We start from the raw sequence: 15,682 nt of genomic DNA, 5'->3' as shown, positions 1-15,682 counted from the left end.
TGGACGGGGGACGGTCGCTTCTCGGTGAGCCGACATAGGCCTACTTGATGCCGGTGGTGGCCATGCCCTTGATGAGGAACCGCTGACCAAAGAGGAAGATCAGGAACAGCGGCAGGATCGAGACGATCGACATCGCGAACATCCCGCCCCAGTTGGATTCGCCGGTGGAGTCGATGAACGCGGAGAGCGCCAGTGGCACTGTATACATGTCTGGTGAGGTCAGGAAGATCAGCTGACTGAACAGGTCGTTCCAGGTCCACATGAACGTGAAGATCGTGGTGGTGGCCAGCGCTGGAATCATCAGCGGCAGGATCACCTGCAGGAAGATCCGGATGTGGCCCGCCCCGTCGATGCGCGCAGCCTCATCGAGGTCCTTCGGAATGCCGCGGATGAACTGGATCATCAGGAAGATGAAGAAGGCGTCCGTGGCCAGCATTTTGGGCACGATCAGCGGCAGGAAGGTGTTCACCCAGCCGAGGTTCGAGAACAGGATGTACTGCGGGATGATCACCACGTGCACCGGCAGCATGATCGTCAGCAGCATGAGCGCGAACATCGGCTTCTTGAACCTGAAGTCCAGTCGGGCGAAGGCGTAGGCCGCCATGGAGCAGGAGACCAGGTTCGCCAGGATGGACCCGAAGACCACGATCGCGGAGTTCCAGAGGAAGTGGCTGAAGGGATGGCTCAGCGCGTTCCACCCCTGGACGTAGTTGCTGAACTCCAGGGTGGTGAGCAGGATGCCGGGTTCTCGGAAGATCAGATCATTGGGCCGCAGCGAGGAGACGAGCATCCATAGCAGCGGATAGATCATCACCAGCGAGGCCAGGACCATCACGATGTGCTTGATCGTCGCCCTGACTCCGCGTTCGCGGTTGGAGACGGAACGCATCGGCTTCTTGGAGCCGGTCGTGGCGGCATCAGCCAGAGAGGACGTCGCGACGGACATTTCCTTCTCAGCACGGGTATCCGTGATCGCGCCGGACTTCGTGCCGGTGGAGGAGGTGAAAGTTGAATCAGTCATCGTAGTGCACCCAGTATTTCGAGAGCCAGAAGTTGACCACCGTGATGGCGGAGATGATCAGGACCAACAACCACGCCATGGCCGAGGCATAGCCCATGTCGAATCGGTTGAAGCCCTGCTGGTACAGATACAGCGTGTAGAACAGCGTGGAATCTGCCGGGCCGCCCGTACCACCCGAGACCACGAAGGCCTGAGTGAAGTTCTGGAAGGCTCCGATGAGCTGCAGCACCAGGTTGAAGAAGATGATCGGTGTGAGCAGCGGAATGGTGATCGTGAAGAACTGCTTGAACCGGCTCGCTCCATCGATGGAGGCCGCTTCGTAGAACATGTCTGGAATCTGACGCAGCCCGGCAAGGAAGATCACCATGGGTGCGCCGAACGTCCAGACATGAAGAATGATCAGTGTGGCAAGAGCGGTGTCGGGACTGGAGACCCAGCCACGCCCCTCGATGCCCACCATCTCGAGCAGCTGATTGATCAGACCTGAATAGCCGAAGATCTGACGCCACAGAACCGCGATGGCCACAGAAGCACCCAGCATGGAGGGCAGGTAGAAGACCGAACGGTAGAACGGAAGCGCCCTCATCCCCCGGTCCAGCAACATGGCGATCGCCAGCGACACTGCCAGCTGGATCGGCACGCCGATGAAGACGTACGTGAAGGTCACCTGGAGTGAATTGTGCAGACGATCATCACTGATCATCCGCGTGATGTTGTCGATTCCGATCCACTCGGGCGACTGGAGCAGGTTGTAGTCCGTGAAGGCCAGGTAAAGAGAAGCGGCCATCGGAAACAGTGTGATGCCGAACAGGCCGACGGTCCACGGCAGCAGGAACAGGTGCCCCGGAAGGTTGTCCTTGTTCTTGCGCCGTTCGCCCTTGGGCGTCTTGCGCAGCTGCTGGAGCTCAGCGACGACACTCATGGCGCCACCTTTCCTGCCACGCGAGGTAGGCACTCATGGTGCGAACCCCTGTGATGAGTCTGGGACAGCATGGCTGCCTCCTTGGGAGTGATTGGGAAATCGCTTTCCGAACTGGGTCGTGTCCACCGTAAGATAGGTCACATGTGAGGTCAAGCACATGTAGGAACCTGGACGAAAAATTGCTCAGCTGCCAGACCTTCGCCGAGGGACATGCCCCAGGGCGTGATCGGGGATCCGCCGAAGGGCGCGGATCGCTGTCTGGCAGACTCAGAGGGCATGTCCAGTGATGCATTTCCTGTATCACTGTATGCACTGAGATCCTGTGGACTGCATCACTGACCCTGGATAGGCTCGATCACACCGCAGCCGACGGGCCGCCGCAGGCCGAGACGATGGAGGAGCGTGAGGAGCACGATGTCCCAGAATAAGCCCGACGTGGCGCGGATTGAGCTGATCCTCGTATCAATGCCGTTCAGTGCATCGCGCCGTGTGGTGGGGGACGAATCCGTGGATGAGTACAACGCATCCTCCCAATCCTTCACCGCCATGGAGTCACTCATGGTCAAGGTGACCGACACCGATGGCCGGACGGGGTGGGGGGAGGCTTTCGGCCACCGCACCAACCCAGCCTCATGGGCCGCGTTGGAAGAGATCGTCGGACCGTACTATCTGCACCGGGTCGCCGATCCACTGACCACGCGACACGATGCGGAATACGCATTCCACGCATTTGGGCGAACAGGACCTGTCCACTTCGCCCTTTCGGCGATGGACACGGCCCTGTGGGACCTTCGTGCGCAGCGGGAGGACACGCCGTTGCGACACCTTCTCTCGTCCTCTGCTCGGGATGCTGTGGACTGCTACGCCTCCCTTGTCCACTACGCAGAGGATCCCGTGGAGGTCGCCCACCACATCGCTCGGGCACAAGCACAGGGCTACTCAGCGTTCAAACTCCACGAGTCCACGCCCGAGGCGATCGCGGCAGCCCGCCGACAAGCTGGCCCCGGGGCGGATCTCATGACCGACGTCAACTGCCGCTGGAGCGAAGAAGAGGCGACGATCGCCCTCGAGGCACTGTCTTCCTATGAGCTGCTGTGGATGGAAGAACCCGTCTTCCCTCCAGACGACAGAGCTGCACTGACCCGATTGAACCAACGGTTCGGGAATATATCCGCTGGTGAGAATGCCTCAGGAGTGGCCGGTCTGATTGACCAGATGCGCAGCGGGGCGCTCTCCTGCGCGCAGCCCAGCGTGGGGAAGATCGGTGGAGTCTCAGCCATGCTGGAAGTCATCGAGGCGGGCGCGGAGCTCGGGGTTCCCGTGGTTCCCCACTGCTTCTACTACGGGCCCGCCCTGCTCGCCTCAGCACAGATCACCGCCTCGCTTCCCACGCCCACTCGGTTGGAAGTCCCGTTCCTGCAGTGGCCGGAGGCGCTGCACCCACTCCATGGCGCTGGACCAGAGCTTCGGCTCGGCAGCGCCCCGGGACTGGGGTTCGAACCAGACGAGACCATGCTACAGAAGCACCTCATCCGACAGTACGTCCTAGAGTGAACCGATCGGCCGTCCCTTGAAAGGTCCTTCCGCTATGAGCACACTCGCCGTCGACCTTCAACGCTCCCACGGACCACGCCGCGTCGTCTGCGTGCCGGACTCCTTCAAGGGATCTGCCTCGGCGTCCGAGGCCGCGGCGGCGATGGCGCGCGGGGTCCACCAAGTCTTCGCTGAGGCAGAGATCCTGCAGCTGCCCTTCGCCGACGGTGGTGAGGGCACGCTGGACGCGCTGCTCGCGGCCTGGGGGACGGCGGCGGAGTCCGTGGAGGTGCTCGACGCGATCGGCCGTCCGGTGACAGCCCGGTATGGCCGGTCCCCCGACCGTCGGATCGGCATCATCGAGGCGGCGCAGGCCAATGGCCTCCCGCAGGTCGCAGATCAGCCGCTTCGGCCGCTGCGCGCGGACAGCTGGGGAGTGGGCCTCATCGCTCGCGAGCTCCTCGAAGATCCGCACTGTGCGGAGATCCTGCTCTGCATCGGCGGCTCGGCCACCACCGACGGCGGCACCGGACTCCTCCGCGCCCTGGGCGTGAGGTTCCTCGATGAAGGCTCGAAGCCGGTGAGCCCCGGCGGCACAGGGCTCGCTCAGATCGCCGCGATCGACACCTCAAAGCTCCATCCACGGGCGCAGAGCGTGCGCTGGCGCATCGCCGTGGACGTGGAGAACCCGCTCACCGGACCGCGCGGGGCGGCTGCGGTCTTCGGGCCTCAGAAGGGGGCGACGGCGGAGCAGGTCCAGCTCCTCGACGCGGGCCTGGCACACCTGGCAGACACGCTGGCGCGCCTGAGTGACCGGAACACACAGCAGCTGCAGGCCGCGCCGGGCTTCGGAGCAGCGGGCGGACTCCCCGTGACCCTGTCGGTCCTGCTCGAAGCCGAGATCCTGCCGGGCGCGCAGATGGTCGCCGAGGCAGTGGGACTCGAAGCGGCCCTCACGCAGGCGGACCTGGTGCTCACCGGGGAGGGGTCGCTGGACGCGCAGTCACTGGACGGAAAGGTCGTCCACGCGGTACGCCGCTACACCCCGGCGAGCGCCGCCGTCGTCGTCATTGCTGGAGCCGTCCAGCTCAGTCCCGCCCAGTGCCGCGACGCAGGGCTCACCGCGGCGTTCTCGATCGCCGCAGGGCCGGCAGGGCTCGATGAGCTGCTCCGCCGAGCACCCGAGCTGATCGAAGATGCCGCGGCGCAGGCCTGCGGACTGCTGCGGCACAGCGTTCGCAGCTAGGCGCCCGCTCCCAGAGCAGGCAGGTGGCGGCGCCCGCGCCCGGACTCAGCACGCGGCGCCTGTCCCTCAGAGGCTCAGAGGTGCGTCTCGATGTCGCCCTCGGAGCGAAGCTCCTCGACAAGGTCGATGGCGGCCTCGTTGCGTGCATCCGAGGTCGCCTGCTCCTCCACGTCCTCACGCGCGTCCTCGAAGGAGGGCAGCTCGGCCTGCTCTTCGCTGCCCGACTCCTCCTGGGCGGCGACGGCCTGGTCGTAGATCTCGCGGAGCTCCTCCTCGGAGGGCTCCTCGATCTCGAGGTCCGCGAGCAGCTGGTTGATCAGCACCTGGCTGCGCGCGTCCTCGGTCAGCTGCTCCGCAGACATGCCCTGCTCTTCGTAGGCCTCGATGAACTCATCGGCTGATTCCATGCCGTTGGACTCGGCCTGCTCGGTGACCAGCGCGTCGACGTCCTCATCGGAGGCCTCGAATCCCTGATCCCGCGCTTCCTGGAGCAGCAGCTCGTTGCCGATCATGGAATCCAGGGTCTGCTCCTTGAGCTCATCCTGGTCCGGCTCCTCGCCGGTCATCTGGGACTGCATCGCGAGCTGCTGGAACTGCGACTCATAGAGCACGGTGAAGTCCTCACCGCTGAGCTCATCGCCGTTGACCTCGGCGACGACGTCAGGAATGTCCTCGGTGTCGGCCTCCGGCATCTCCGGCTGCTCGCCGTTGGCACCCTGTCCCTCCTCCTGGGCGCCCTGGGATGCCGAGGCACCCTCCTCAGGCTCGGATTCGGATGCGTCGCCGCAGGCGGCGAGGGCCAGCACTCCGGCCAGGGCGAAACTTGTCATCAGTTTCTTCGGCACGACAAGGACCTCCTTGTTGGTAGTCGAGCGGGCAACGTAGCATCCCAGCCACAACGGTCAAACCAGGCAATGTCCGGCTGGCGTTCAGGCCAGGACGGCCAGCAGTCCCATGACTCCCAGCGCAATGGTGGCGCAGGTGGTGGCCAGCACGGCAGAGACGTCAGCCTCCACCCGCCCATCGGCGATTCCGCGGGACTGCCGCGAGTAGCGCAGCTTCTGCGTGAGGTAGATGCCACCGGCCACCAGGGCGCAGACGGCGGTGAGTCCGACCGTCCACAGTCCGTAATAGGGCATCCAGCGCAGAAACACCGCTCCGACCAGGGAGAACAGCAGCATCGTCCGGCCCCAGGACAGCACGGTCCGTTCGGGCTGGAGGCCAGGATCGGCATGCAGGGGGACGGTGGGGCGCATCAGGTGAGGACCACCAGCACGATGACCACGGCCATGGCGACGCCGCAGGCGAAGCTCAGCAACGGGATGATCAATGGCATCGGCAGCGGCCGACCCTGCCGCATGCTGCGTTCGATGTTGAGCCAGCGCAGAGCGGCCCCCACGCTGATCAGCAGTCCAACGCCGATGGTCAGCACCGAGATGATGGTCCGATAGGGGTCCTCAAAGACATCAGCGGCGAAGGCCTCCACCGCCACGCCTCCGGCCAGGAACGCGAGCGCCGTGCGGATCCAGGCGAGGAAGGTGCGCTCGTTGGCCAGGGTGAACCGTGGGTCAGGCTCCTGGCCCCGGGAGAGCAGGCGGCTGGACAGCCGTCCCCGCTGTGGATTCTCGCTCACTGTTCCTCCTGCTGCTCACCTGTTTCGCCGGTCCACCGGCCGCGCGAGACAAGTGTGTCATAGGCGCAGGTGCCTCAGCTCAGCCGCGCGGCTTCATCCGTGTGCTGGGCAATGCAGGGGCCGGAAGCGGCGCCGCCTGGCCCGGGGGGAAGTCCCCGAACTGCGGGAACAGCCTCCCGTCGGCGTATTGGGAGCCCGCCAGGGCGTCCCTGAGCTCACCGTGCACGGGGTCACCGAGCGCGCCGCTCGGGACTGACACCTGGTGTTCGGAACCGTCGGGCCGCGCTGCGCGTTCAGAGCCGACTGCGTGTGAGCCGGTGTCGGCATGGCTGTTCAGCGGCGAGTCCTGTGCGGGGGCTTCGAAGCCCATCTCCGTCTGGTAGGCGTCACGGAAGGCCACGATCTCCTCATGGCTGCGGCCCACGAAGTTCCACCACATGACGATCTGTTCCCCCAGCGGCTCCCCGCCGAGCAGCAGCGCCAGCACAGGCTCGTCCAGGGCCTCGATGCGCAGAGTGGTGGCGCCGGTCTCACTCACGCCCAGGTGATCCTCTGGCAGCAGCGTCCCGTTGAGCCGCACGGCACCCGAGATGCGCAGCAGTCCGTGCTCGTGGGCGGACGGCACGTCCAGCTCAAGGACCGTGCCAGGATCGAGTCGAAGTTCGGCTCCGGTCAGCGGGAGGTAGGTCTCGACCGGGGACCGCTGTCCGAGCAGCTCGCCCAGGAAGACCCGAGCCTTCCAGCCCGGACCCTGGACGGGATCTGTCCGGTGGGTGGCCAGCGAGGGTTCCACGAAGCGATGCTGATCCGGGAATGCGTACCAGAGCTGTGCTCCGTGGAGCACGGTGGTGTCCGTGGTGGAGTACTCCGAGTGGGTGATGCCGCTTCCAGCGTTCATCACCACCACCTCCCCCGGGCGCACCGTGGCCCAGTTCCCAGCAGAGTCCATATGGTCGATCCGGCCGTCGAAGAGCCAGGAGACGGTGGCCAGACCTGTGTGCGGGTGGCGGGGAACACGCATGGGCGTGGCCTCGGTCAGGTCATCGGGACCGTAGAAGTCGATGAAGCACCACGCCCCCACCAGCGAGCGTGCCCGCTGCGGCAAGGTGCGGCGGACGTTCATGGCACGCGGTCCACCGAGAGGGACAGTGCGAGGCTCCAGCAGCTCCACGCCCCCGTCGCCCCGGACGACGCCGTCGCGCAGACCCTCGTAGGTATAGGGCCCGTTGATGCAGACCTGTTCCTGATGTTCGAGGTCGGTGCTGCTCATTGCGTCTCCTCTTGGTGATGACCAGGCGTCACCTGAGTATTTCAAAATTCAAGCAATATGCCCAGGATGTCCGCCACCGGCGCAGAGCGCCGCCTGCTCAGTCGTCGGAGACGCTGACCCGCACCTCGATGTTGCCCCGGGTGGCCTTGGAATAGGGACACGAGGCGTGGGCCTTCTCCGCCAGCTGCTGAGCCTGAACCTGGTCGAGATGAGGGATCACCACCTCGATCTCCACGGCGAGACCGAAGCCGCCGTCGTCGTCCTTGCCGATGCTCACCCTGGCTCCGACTGAGGAATCCGTCACATCAGCACCCTCCTCCGAGGCGGCCTTGCGGAGCGCACCGTGGAAGCACGCGGCGTAGCCCAGCGCGAAGAGCTGCTCCGGGTTCGCCCCCTCCCCCGAACCGCCCATGGCCTGTGGAACGGCCATATCCAGGTCGATCCGGCCGTCTGAGGTGCGGCTGCGTCCGTTGCGGCCGTCACCGGTGGCCAAGGCCTCGGTGGTGTACACGGGTTCGATCGCCATGGAGAAATCCTCTCGCTCGTCCTGGTGGACCGCACCGCCGGGATGACTCCGGGACGGCACCGGTCAAGGCACAAGAACATCACAGCGTTCGTGAGTGGCACAATGGACCACCGTGCGAACTACCGATGCCGTCTGGCTTGCCCCTGGCGAGCCCCAAGAGATTCAGTCTGACCTGGTCAGCCGCTTCCATGAGGAGTACGGCCGGCCAGCTTCCGGCACCTGGTTCGCGCCCGGGCGGGCAAATCTCAACGGTGAGCACATCGATTTCCATGCGGGTCGCTGCCTGCCGATGGCCCTCGCCCACGGCACCTATGTGGCCGCCGCACCGCGCGAGGACGGTCTGCTCCGGCTGCGCACGCTGGACGCCTCCTTGGACGACGGCGTCACCACGGTCTTCGCGGATCAGATCGGCCTCCGCGCAGAGCCGGGGGCCGAGGACGCCCTGAAGGATGGCGCCGCAGGTCACTGGAGCCAGTACGTGCATGGGGCCCTCTGGGCGCTGCGCGAACTCGGCACCTCCCAGCCGGACTTCCAGGTCAGTGAAGGCTTCGGCGCGGACATCCTGGTGGTCTCCACGCTGCCCATCGGCGGCGGTCTGTCCTCCTCGGCCGCGCTGGAGTGCGCCAGCATTCTGGCCTTCGTCGCCCTGGGAACTCCGCTCGGGCAGCAGAACCCGCTCGACGATCTGAACGCGGCCTTGACTCGCGAACACCGCAAGCAGCTTGCGGCGGCCTGTGTGCGCGCCGAGGTGGAGGTCGTGGGTGCAGGCACGGGCGGCCTGGACCAGACTGCTGCCATGCGCGCCCGGGCAGGCAAGGTGCTGTCCCTGGACTGCCGGGACTTCAGCGTGCAGCCGCTCGACATCGGCTGCATCCTTCGCGGCTACCGCCTGATCGCCGTGGACACCGGGCAGGCGCACCGCCTGGCCGATGGACAGTTCAGCGATCGACGCGCCGACGCCGAGGCGGCGGCACAGCTGCTGGGCTTCGAGCGGCTTCGCGACGCCCTCCCGGAGAAGCCCCGCAAGGCGGACGTGCTCCATGTGCTCGAGGAGTTCGACCGCCTGGCCGAGCAGCTCGAATCCGTGGGCGGACGCGACATCGGAGCCTGCCGACGCCGTCTGCGTCATGCTCTCACCGAGATGGTGCGCTCTGAGAAGCTGCATCACCTGCTCTCCGGGGAGGCCTACGGCGTACGCCACATCACCTCCACGGTGGGCGACATCCTGACCGCTGGGCATATGAGCATGCGCGACGACGCCGAGGTCTCCTTCACCGTGGCGGACCTCGTGGTGGAGACGGCCCTGGCCCAGGGTGCTGAGGGCGCCCGACTGATCGGAGGCGGCTTCGGCGGATCGGTCCTGGTGCTGATCGCACCGGCGGGCCTCCCCCGGCTCACCGCGGCGCTGGAGAGGATCAGCCGCAATATCCGGCTGATCGACGTCGCGCCCTCCGCGGCCGCCCACGCGCTGTGACGGCCTTCCGTCGCAGCTGATTCCCCTGCATGACCCCCTGCGCCGGGACTCGAGCCGCAGGTGCCGCCGAAAGCCCCGCGCGGGCACAGGCAAGGTCCCACCTTGCGCACAGGTCCTTCTCAGAGACGCTTCCTAGAGTGAGAGAAGCGCGCGCGAACTTCTCTTGCGGCGCATCCCTGCCAAGCGAGGTGTACGAATGTCATCTCATCGAGCACGTCGCGACCGAGTGGAACCTCCTTCGGAACCGCACGTCCCGCCCAAGCCCGCCGAGCGGGACGAACCCGAGCTCGGACGCGCCAACTCGAGCCAGACGGTGGCAGTCACCCTCGGGGTGGGCATCGGACTGATCGTGTTCCTGCTCGCCCTTCCCTATCTCGGCTGGCTCTGATCCCCGAGGCGCTCCGTCCCGGTCACGACGGCAGCCGGTACGCTGTCAGGCTGTGAGCACCCCCAAGAAGAGCCCCGCCAGGAGGACTCCCCGCCGTTCGCCTGCTGGCGCGAAGAAGACCTCGACCGTCAGCAGAGGCGCAACCGCCAAGAAGAGCACAGCGGGGAAAAACACGACGACGCGGCGCCCCGCGGCCTCGAAGCCTGCCTCCAAGCCCCGCGCAACAACCTCGGCACCCCGCTCCTCGGCCTCAAAATCTCGCGCCACTCCCGCTCCGAGCAGCCCGCGGACCACGCTCCGTCGGCTCAGCGGCGAATGGGGGCGCTATCTCTGGGCGATCGTCGTCACCGTGGTCATCGCCGCCCTCATGTTCGAGTTCACCATGGTCTGGACCATAGGGGTGGGCTTCTACATGCTCGCCCTCGGGGAGTTCACCGGTCTCTGGCTGCTCGTCGGCGGGTGCGCTCTCGCCTGCACCCCCGCCGCGTTCGGGCTGCTCATCGCCACAGGCAGGTTCTGGACCGCACTGACACACTCACTCTGGATCGGACTGCTCTACGGCGGACTCGGATACGCCTTCCTCGACGTCATCCTCGGCATCGTCTAGGTCCGCGGCCAGACTCTGCGGGCTATCGATTGTGAGCCGCAAGCTGCTGCCCGCGCCGGAAAAGCTGCAGACGCAGGTCAGCGGGCGCGAGAACCTCGACCTCGGGCACTCCGAGCAGAGCTGCCGTCGCGACCTCCAGACTCTCCATCTGCAGCTCGACCGTGAGCCGAGCGGCGCCCTGGGCTGCGCCGTCGATCGCCCGACGCGTCTCGGACCCAGGCACTGCGGCCACCAGCGCGGCGGCGGAGCCGCTGGGTATCCTCAGCGTGACCGGCAACCTGCCCAACGAGGCCTCGAACGCAGTGCGGGAACGGCCCCAATGCTCCGCGAGCGAAAACTTCTCCGGGCGCCACCCAGGTTCCTCGAGCACGCGAGCCTCACGGACCCGGATCAGTCGATAGGTGCGCAGGCGGTGCCGATGCGCGGCAACGAGGTACCAGGCCTCGGTCTTGAGCACCAGACCCAGAGGGTCAAGGGTCCGGGTCACCGCCGTCGAGCCCGAGCGTGGACTCTCGTAGCGGATCCGCAGCCGACGGCCAGACCAGACAGCGCGCGCCACCTCGGTCAGCGCCACCGGGCGCTCAGGTTCGGTGAACCAACGCTCGTTGTCGACCAGGAAACGCTCCTGTACAGGCTGCACGACATCGGCCTGAAGTCGGTTGGCAGTCAGCATCTTCAATCTGGCCGTCGCGTAGTCCGACTCCAGTCCCAGCGCCCGGGAACCGGCATCACCCAAGAGCAGCGCCTGCAGCTCTGCGGCAGTCATGCCGGTGAGCGGTGACCTCCATCCGTCCACGAGACCCACGCCCCCACCGGGTCCAGTGCGCGTCCAGATCGGCACGCCGAGCTCATGCAGAGCGGCGATGTCGCGCTGGATCGTGCGCGGCGTGACTCCGTGACGTGCTGCCAGCTGCCGCACGTTCCTCTGCGGCGCCCGGCTGAGCTCCATCAGCAGAGCGAGAAGCCGAGTAGAGCGCATGAAGAGAGTCTAGATAATTGACGACACGAGATGTCGCCAATGCCTGGGAACCTGATGACCAGAGATCCCACGGCAAGGAGAACCCCATGACCGAACAAGATTCCGTGAACAACCTGCACGGTCGCATCGCCCTGGTGACCGGCGCGACCCGTGGCGCCGGACGGGCGATAGCCCGCGCACTCGCCGACGCCGGAGCCACCGTCTACTGCACCGGACGCTCCACTTCCCAGACCCCCTCCGATTATGGGCGTGCGGAGACGGTCCAGGAGACCGCCGACCTGATCACCGCAGCCGGCGGTAGAGCGATCCCGGTCATCACCGACCATCTGGACCCCGACGCCGTCCGTGCCCTGATCCAGCGCATCTCCGCGGAGCAGGACAGGCTCGACATCCTGGTCAATGACATCGGCGGGGAGGCGTACGTGAAGTTCGGGCTCCCGCTGTGGGACCACGACCTCGCCGAGGGGATGAAGCTGTTTCAGACGGGCTTCACCACGCATCTCTACACCAGCCACGCGGCGCTGCCGCTGCTGCTGAAGAACCGGGGATCCCTCGTCGTGGAGGTCACCGACGGGACCCGCAGCTATAACGCCTCACACTTCCGTGAGAGCGTGTTCCACGATCTCACCAAGACCACCGTGGATCGGCTCGCCTTCGCCCAGGGCCACGAGCTCGCCCCCCATGGCGGCACTGCCGTCTCGGTCTCCCCCGGCTGGCTTCGCTCCGAGATGATGCTCGATGCCTTCGGCGTCACTGAGCAGAACTGGCGCGAGTCGGCAGAGGCCAACCGGGGAAAACCAGACGCGCTCCCGCCGTATGAGTTCGTGATCTCAGAGACCCCGGCGCTGCTTGCTCGCGGGATCACCGCACTGGCAGCAGACCCCCGGCGCGCACGGTGGAACACACAATCCCTGAGCTCGTTCTCGCTGGCAGAGCACTACGGGCTCACCGATGTGGACGGTTCGCGGCCCGATGCATGGAGCTTCATCACCGACATGGAAACCACCCAGGTGGACCAGCTGGAAGTCCACAACTACCGCTGAATGAGCGCTCGCCCGGTGGTTCAGCCTGCCGAGGAGGACAGCGGCGCCTAGAAGTCTCGGGCCATGTCCTGGAACCGCGCGTAGTGGCCCTGGAAGGCCACGGTGATGTCCCTCGTGGGACCGTTACGGTTCTTGGCCACGATGATGTCGGCCTCACCGGCGCGCTCGGTCTCCTTGTCGTAGACCTCGGGGCGGTGCAGCAGCATGACCATATCGGCGTCCTGCTCGATGGAGCCGGATTCACGAAGATCGGAGACCTGAGGCTTCTTGTCCGGGCGGGACTCTGAACCACGGTTCAGCTGCGAGAGCGCGATGATCGGCACGTCAAGCTCCTTGGCCAGGAGCTTCAGGGTGCGGGAGAACTCGCTGACCTCCTGCTGGCGGGACTCCACGCGCTTGCCCGAGGAGAGCAGCTGCAGATAGTCCAGCACCACGAGCTTGAGGTTGTTGCGCTGCTTGAGCCGACGGCATTTCGCGCGGATCTCCATCAGCGACATGTTCGGGGAGTCATCGATGAACAGCGGCACGTCGTTGAGCCGGTCCACCGCCTCGGACATCTTCTCCCAGTCCTCGTCCCGGATGTTGCCCTTGCGCAGATCGGAGAACAGGATCCGCGACTCGGCCGAGAGCAGTCGCATGGCGATCTCGTTGCGTCCCATCTCCAGGGAGAAGAAGGCGGCGGTCATGCCGTTGGTCACCGCAGCGGCGCGCGCGAAGTCCAGCGCCAGGGTGGACTTGCCCATGGCGGGACGTGCGGCGATGATGATCATCTGCCCGCCGTGGAAGCCGTGGGTCAGGTCATCGAGATCGCGGAACCCGGTCGGGATGCCGGTGAGCCCGCCGTCGTGGGCCGAGTTCGTCTCGATCTCGTCGATGGTGGGGCCCAGCACCTCAGACAGCGAGACATAGTCCTCGCTCTGTCGGTTTTCGGCCACGTTGTAGATCTCGGACTGCGCCTGGTTGACGATGCCCTCGACCTCGCCGTCAGCGGTGTGGCCGAGCTGGACGATCTTGGTCCCGGCCTCGACCAGTCGGCGCAGGATCGCCCGTTCACGGACGATCTCGGCATAGAAGCCGGCGTTGGCGGCCGTGGGCACCGACTGAGCGAGGTTGTGCAGATACGCGGGTCCGCCGATGCGCTGGAGCTCGCCGCGCTTGGTGAGATGATCCGAGATCGTCACCACATCGGCGGGCTCCCCGCGGCCGTAGAGGTCGATGATCGCGTCATAGATGAGCTCATGCGCGGGACGGTAGAAGTCGGAGCCGCGGAGCACCTCGACGACGTCGGCGATGGCGTCCTTGGAGAGCATCATGCCGCCCAGGACCGACTGCTCCGCCACCATGTCCTGGGGAGGCGTGCGGGAGTCCGCCCCTGCCGGGGAACCGGTGTCGTAGAGCTCTGTAGTCACCCCTCCACGATACTCGGTGCACGCAGTCCCTCGACCACAGCATCGAGCCAGTTGTGCATAGTCTCTCGAGCCTGTTCGGTATCGGGGTAGCGGCAGCGCAGATGCAGTCCGGTCTCGTTGACCACGAACCAGATCATCACCCCGTCGGTCTGCACCACGGCAGAGACATGCTGGGCATTGAGCGCCTCGTCCACATTGATCGGCAGGCGCCGGTGATCGAGCCAGCTCATCGCGAACATTCCCGGTTCGGCCGGCATACCGCCGTACGGGCGCATGATCGGGGACATCGGGTGCGAGCCGAGTCTGATCGCCTCCTTCACCGCCCTATAGCTGGCGAGCAGGTCGTCGTCGTCGTTCTCCAGGACGGCGTTGGTGATGAACCAGCCCACGGAGTCGAACCAGCGCGGCTCGTCGCGGCTGTGCACCGGGAACACCGTGCGCAGCGGCTGGTCGCCCAGCTCACGGAAGAGCCGGGTCATCACCGAGACGGCGACGGCGATCAGCCGGACTCCTGCCGCCTTGGCGTGGTCCTCCAGCCGATCCAGCTCCGCAGTGTCCAGCACATCCCGAACTTCGACCTTCTCGCTGACCGGCAGTGAGATGTCACCCAGCGGCAGCGGAAAGGTGGGCATCACACCACCGCCGGCGTCGAGGATCTCCTGCCAGCGGGTGCGGATCTCCGCGGGGGGCATCGGCTTGTTCTCCCAGGCCGCCGTATGGGCGGAGAAGGGCTCAGGGATCGGAAGCTGCGCGGCGGGCGGACGTCCGGCGCGCAGATCGGCGAGCACAGCGGTGAAGTCGCGGACCAGGACCAGCAGAGACCACGCGTCGACGTGCGAATGGTCCGAACCGATGATGATCTGAGGCGAACCGGCCGTGTCCCGTACCGCCGCGGACTCGCCGTCGTCAATGACGCAGAGGCGGTGCGAGGGCCTGCCGAACGGATCGCAGACGGAATCGAAGTGGGCCCGCAGCGCCGCCTTGACCTCCGTGGCGCTGAGGTGCTCGCGCGCGGATTCCTGGCGAGAAGGGTGGGCGTCCGCGTTGAACCCGATCACCTGATACCCCGCATCGGGAGCCATCAGCTGCTCCCAGGTGCCAGGGCGAATCCCCACCTCACGGAGCAGAAGGTCGGTGTCGGGGCCTCCGGAGCGCTGATCGGAGTTCTCCGCGGACGGGTTCTCAGCGGACCGGTCCTGCGAGGACACCGCACTGGCCTCATCCCCCACGAACGCAGCGTGATCTGCACCACCATGACTCGAGCCGTCAGGCTCGCGCCAGTCGAAGACGGTGCGCAGGGTCCCGTGCCGGTGGATCACTTCGAGCCACGCCTGCGCGATCTCCTCCAGCGAGGCGGGCCCGTCGAGCTGAAAAGAGACCGCCATCCAGGACCCGGGGCGTGATCCGAAGCTGACATGGCGGTTCTGATCGAAGGAGACCGGCAGGCCGGCCGGTGGCTGGGCGGGTTGCGCAGCTGGTTCGGGCTGCGGCATGCCAAAGCCGACGCGGCGATCGGGACCCGGATCGCTCCCGGGCGTGGGCGCGGCCACGACTGAGTAGCTGGAGAGCCGTCCGGGTCGGGTGTGCATCTGCGCCACATTCGTCAACCGCATACGGCGTAGTCTAGGGGG

16 protein-coding genes are annotated in these 15,682 nt (G+C 66.1%); 6 read left to right on the top strand and 10 right to left on the bottom strand.

All coding sequences use genetic code 11. The features are described 5' to 3' along the window. Nucleotides 1–40: 40 nt before the first annotated feature. The gene (locus H4W26_RS08865) at nt 41–889 is read right to left on the bottom strand and encodes a carbohydrate ABC transporter permease (protein ID WP_225939963.1); all 849 of its coding nucleotides are present in this window, start codon (nt 887–889) and stop codon (nt 41–43) included. A gap of 124 nt (nt 890–1,013) precedes the next feature. Then, complete coding sequence (locus H4W26_RS08860) at nt 1,014–1,943, bottom strand: carbohydrate ABC transporter permease (protein WP_192591693.1); 930 nt, start codon at nt 1,941–1,943, stop codon at nt 1,014–1,016. A gap of 414 nt (nt 1,944–2,357) precedes the next feature. Here H4W26_RS08860 and H4W26_RS08855 point away from each other — a divergent pair, with 414 nt between their 5' ends. Both H4W26_RS08855 and H4W26_RS08850 read left to right on the top strand, forming a co-directional pair. Beyond that, complete coding sequence (locus H4W26_RS08855; RefSeq protein ID WP_192591692.1) at nt 2,358–3,497, top strand: mandelate racemase/muconate lactonizing enzyme family protein; 1,140 nt, start codon at nt 2,358–2,360, stop codon at nt 3,495–3,497. A gap of 34 nt (nt 3,498–3,531) precedes the next feature. Next, entirely contained in the window at nt 3,532–4,722 is a 1,191-nt protein-coding gene (locus tag H4W26_RS08850) for a glycerate kinase (RefSeq protein WP_192591691.1), read from the top strand. 74 nt (nt 4,723–4,796) lie between these two features. Here the strand turns inward: H4W26_RS08850 and H4W26_RS08845 are convergent, their stop codons facing one another. From H4W26_RS08845 to H4W26_RS08825, 5 genes are all read right to left on the bottom strand, one after another. Then, entirely contained in the window at nt 4,797–5,567 is a 771-nt protein-coding gene (locus tag H4W26_RS08845; RefSeq protein WP_192591690.1) for a SurA N-terminal domain-containing protein, read from the bottom strand. Nucleotides 5,568–5,651: 84 nt separating this feature from the next. Continuing rightward, nucleotides 5,652–5,978 (bottom strand): DUF202 domain-containing protein, encoded by a 327-nt coding sequence (locus tag H4W26_RS08840; RefSeq protein ID WP_192591689.1) that lies wholly within the window; start codon nt 5,976–5,978, stop codon nt 5,652–5,654. After that, nucleotides 5,978–6,355, bottom strand: a complete 378-nt coding sequence (locus H4W26_RS08835; protein ID WP_192591688.1) for a YidH family protein — start codon at nt 6,353–6,355, stop codon at nt 5,978–5,980. Before H4W26_RS08835 ends, H4W26_RS08840 begins: the two co-directional genes overlap by 1 nt. Before the next feature lie 79 nt (nt 6,356–6,434). Further along, nucleotides 6,435–7,625, bottom strand: coding sequence for a pirin family protein (locus H4W26_RS08830; protein ID WP_192591687.1), 1,191 nt, complete (start codon nt 7,623–7,625; stop codon nt 6,435–6,437). Between the two features lie 97 nt (nt 7,626–7,722). Further along, nucleotides 7,723–8,145 carry an organic hydroperoxide resistance protein gene (locus tag H4W26_RS08825; RefSeq protein WP_192592100.1) on the bottom strand — a complete coding sequence of 141 codons (423 nt, stop codon included), beginning with the start codon at nt 8,143–8,145 and terminating at the stop codon, nt 7,723–7,725. A gap of 100 nt (nt 8,146–8,245) precedes the next feature. On the opposite strand from H4W26_RS08825, the gene H4W26_RS08820 reads away from it, so the two are divergent. From H4W26_RS08820 to H4W26_RS08810, 3 genes are all read left to right on the top strand, one after another. Continuing rightward, nucleotides 8,246–9,625 (top strand): galactokinase, encoded by a 1,380-nt coding sequence (locus H4W26_RS08820; protein ID WP_192591686.1) that lies wholly within the window; start codon nt 8,246–8,248, stop codon nt 9,623–9,625. A 196-nt stretch (nt 9,626–9,821) separates the two neighbouring features. Beyond that, nucleotides 9,822–10,013 (top strand): hypothetical protein, encoded by a 192-nt coding sequence (locus H4W26_RS08815; protein WP_192591685.1) that lies wholly within the window; start codon nt 9,822–9,824, stop codon nt 10,011–10,013. 52 nt (nt 10,014–10,065) lie between these two features. Further along, nucleotides 10,066–10,620, top strand: a complete 555-nt coding sequence (locus H4W26_RS08810) for a hypothetical protein (protein ID WP_192591684.1) — start codon at nt 10,066–10,068, stop codon at nt 10,618–10,620. 22 nt (nt 10,621–10,642) lie between these two features. Here the strand turns inward: H4W26_RS08810 and H4W26_RS08805 are convergent, their stop codons facing one another. Continuing rightward, nucleotides 10,643–11,599: a helix-turn-helix transcriptional regulator gene (locus H4W26_RS08805; RefSeq protein ID WP_192591683.1), complete on the bottom strand. Its 957-nt coding sequence runs from the start codon at nt 11,597–11,599 to the stop codon at nt 10,643–10,645. A gap of 86 nt (nt 11,600–11,685) precedes the next feature. Between H4W26_RS08805 and H4W26_RS08800 the strand changes: the two genes are divergently transcribed. Next, nucleotides 11,686–12,642 (top strand): SDR family oxidoreductase, encoded by a 957-nt coding sequence (locus H4W26_RS08800; protein WP_192591682.1) that lies wholly within the window; start codon nt 11,686–11,688, stop codon nt 12,640–12,642. A 47-nt stretch (nt 12,643–12,689) separates the two neighbouring features. Here the strand turns inward: H4W26_RS08800 and dnaB are convergent, their stop codons facing one another. Both dnaB and H4W26_RS08790 read right to left on the bottom strand, forming a co-directional pair. Then, nucleotides 12,690–14,051 carry a replicative DNA helicase gene (gene dnaB / locus H4W26_RS08795; RefSeq protein ID WP_192591681.1) on the bottom strand — a complete coding sequence of 454 codons (1,362 nt, stop codon included), beginning with the start codon at nt 14,049–14,051 and terminating at the stop codon, nt 12,690–12,692. Then, on the bottom strand, nt 14,048–15,664 hold the full coding sequence (locus tag H4W26_RS08790; RefSeq protein WP_192591680.1) for a peptide synthetase: 1,617 nt from the start codon (nt 15,662–15,664) through the stop codon (nt 14,048–14,050). Before H4W26_RS08790 ends, dnaB begins: the two co-directional genes overlap by 4 nt. Nucleotides 15,665–15,682 lie beyond the last annotated feature (18 nt).

It is taken from the genome of Nesterenkonia halotolerans (assembly GCF_014874065.1).
Taxonomy (GTDB): domain Bacteria; phylum Actinomycetota; class Actinomycetes; order Actinomycetales; family Micrococcaceae; genus Nesterenkonia; species Nesterenkonia halotolerans.
The sequence above is the reverse complement of the archived record's forward strand: the minus strand, read 5'-3'. Positions and strand labels throughout refer to the sequence as shown.

Coding starts and splice junctions, on each gene's coding strand:
- H4W26_RS08790 (WP_192591680.1), bottom strand. CDS start 15,664: ATGCGGTTGACGAATGTGGCGCAGATGCACACCCGACCCGGACGGCTC.
- H4W26_RS08865 (WP_225939963.1), bottom strand. CDS start 889: ATGCGTTCCGTCTCCAACCGCGAACGCGGAGTCAGGGCGACGATCAAG.
- H4W26_RS08830 (WP_192591687.1), bottom strand. CDS start 7,625: ATGAGCAGCACCGACCTCGAACATCAGGAACAGGTCTGCATCAACGGG.
- H4W26_RS08840 (WP_192591689.1), bottom strand. CDS start 5,978: ATGCGCCCCACCGTCCCCCTGCATGCCGATCCTGGCCTCCAGCCCGAA.
- H4W26_RS08855 (WP_192591692.1), top strand. CDS start 2,358: ATGTCCCAGAATAAGCCCGACGTGGCGCGGATTGAGCTGATCCTCGTA.
- H4W26_RS08805 (WP_192591683.1), bottom strand. CDS start 11,599: ATGCGCTCTACTCGGCTTCTCGCTCTGCTGATGGAGCTCAGCCGGGCG.
- H4W26_RS08815 (WP_192591685.1), top strand. CDS start 9,822: ATGTCATCTCATCGAGCACGTCGCGACCGAGTGGAACCTCCTTCGGAA.
- H4W26_RS08850 (WP_192591691.1), top strand. CDS start 3,532: ATGAGCACACTCGCCGTCGACCTTCAACGCTCCCACGGACCACGCCGC.
- H4W26_RS08860 (WP_192591693.1), bottom strand. CDS start 1,943: ATGAGTGTCGTCGCTGAGCTCCAGCAGCTGCGCAAGACGCCCAAGGGC.
- H4W26_RS08800 (WP_192591682.1), top strand. CDS start 11,686: ATGACCGAACAAGATTCCGTGAACAACCTGCACGGTCGCATCGCCCTG.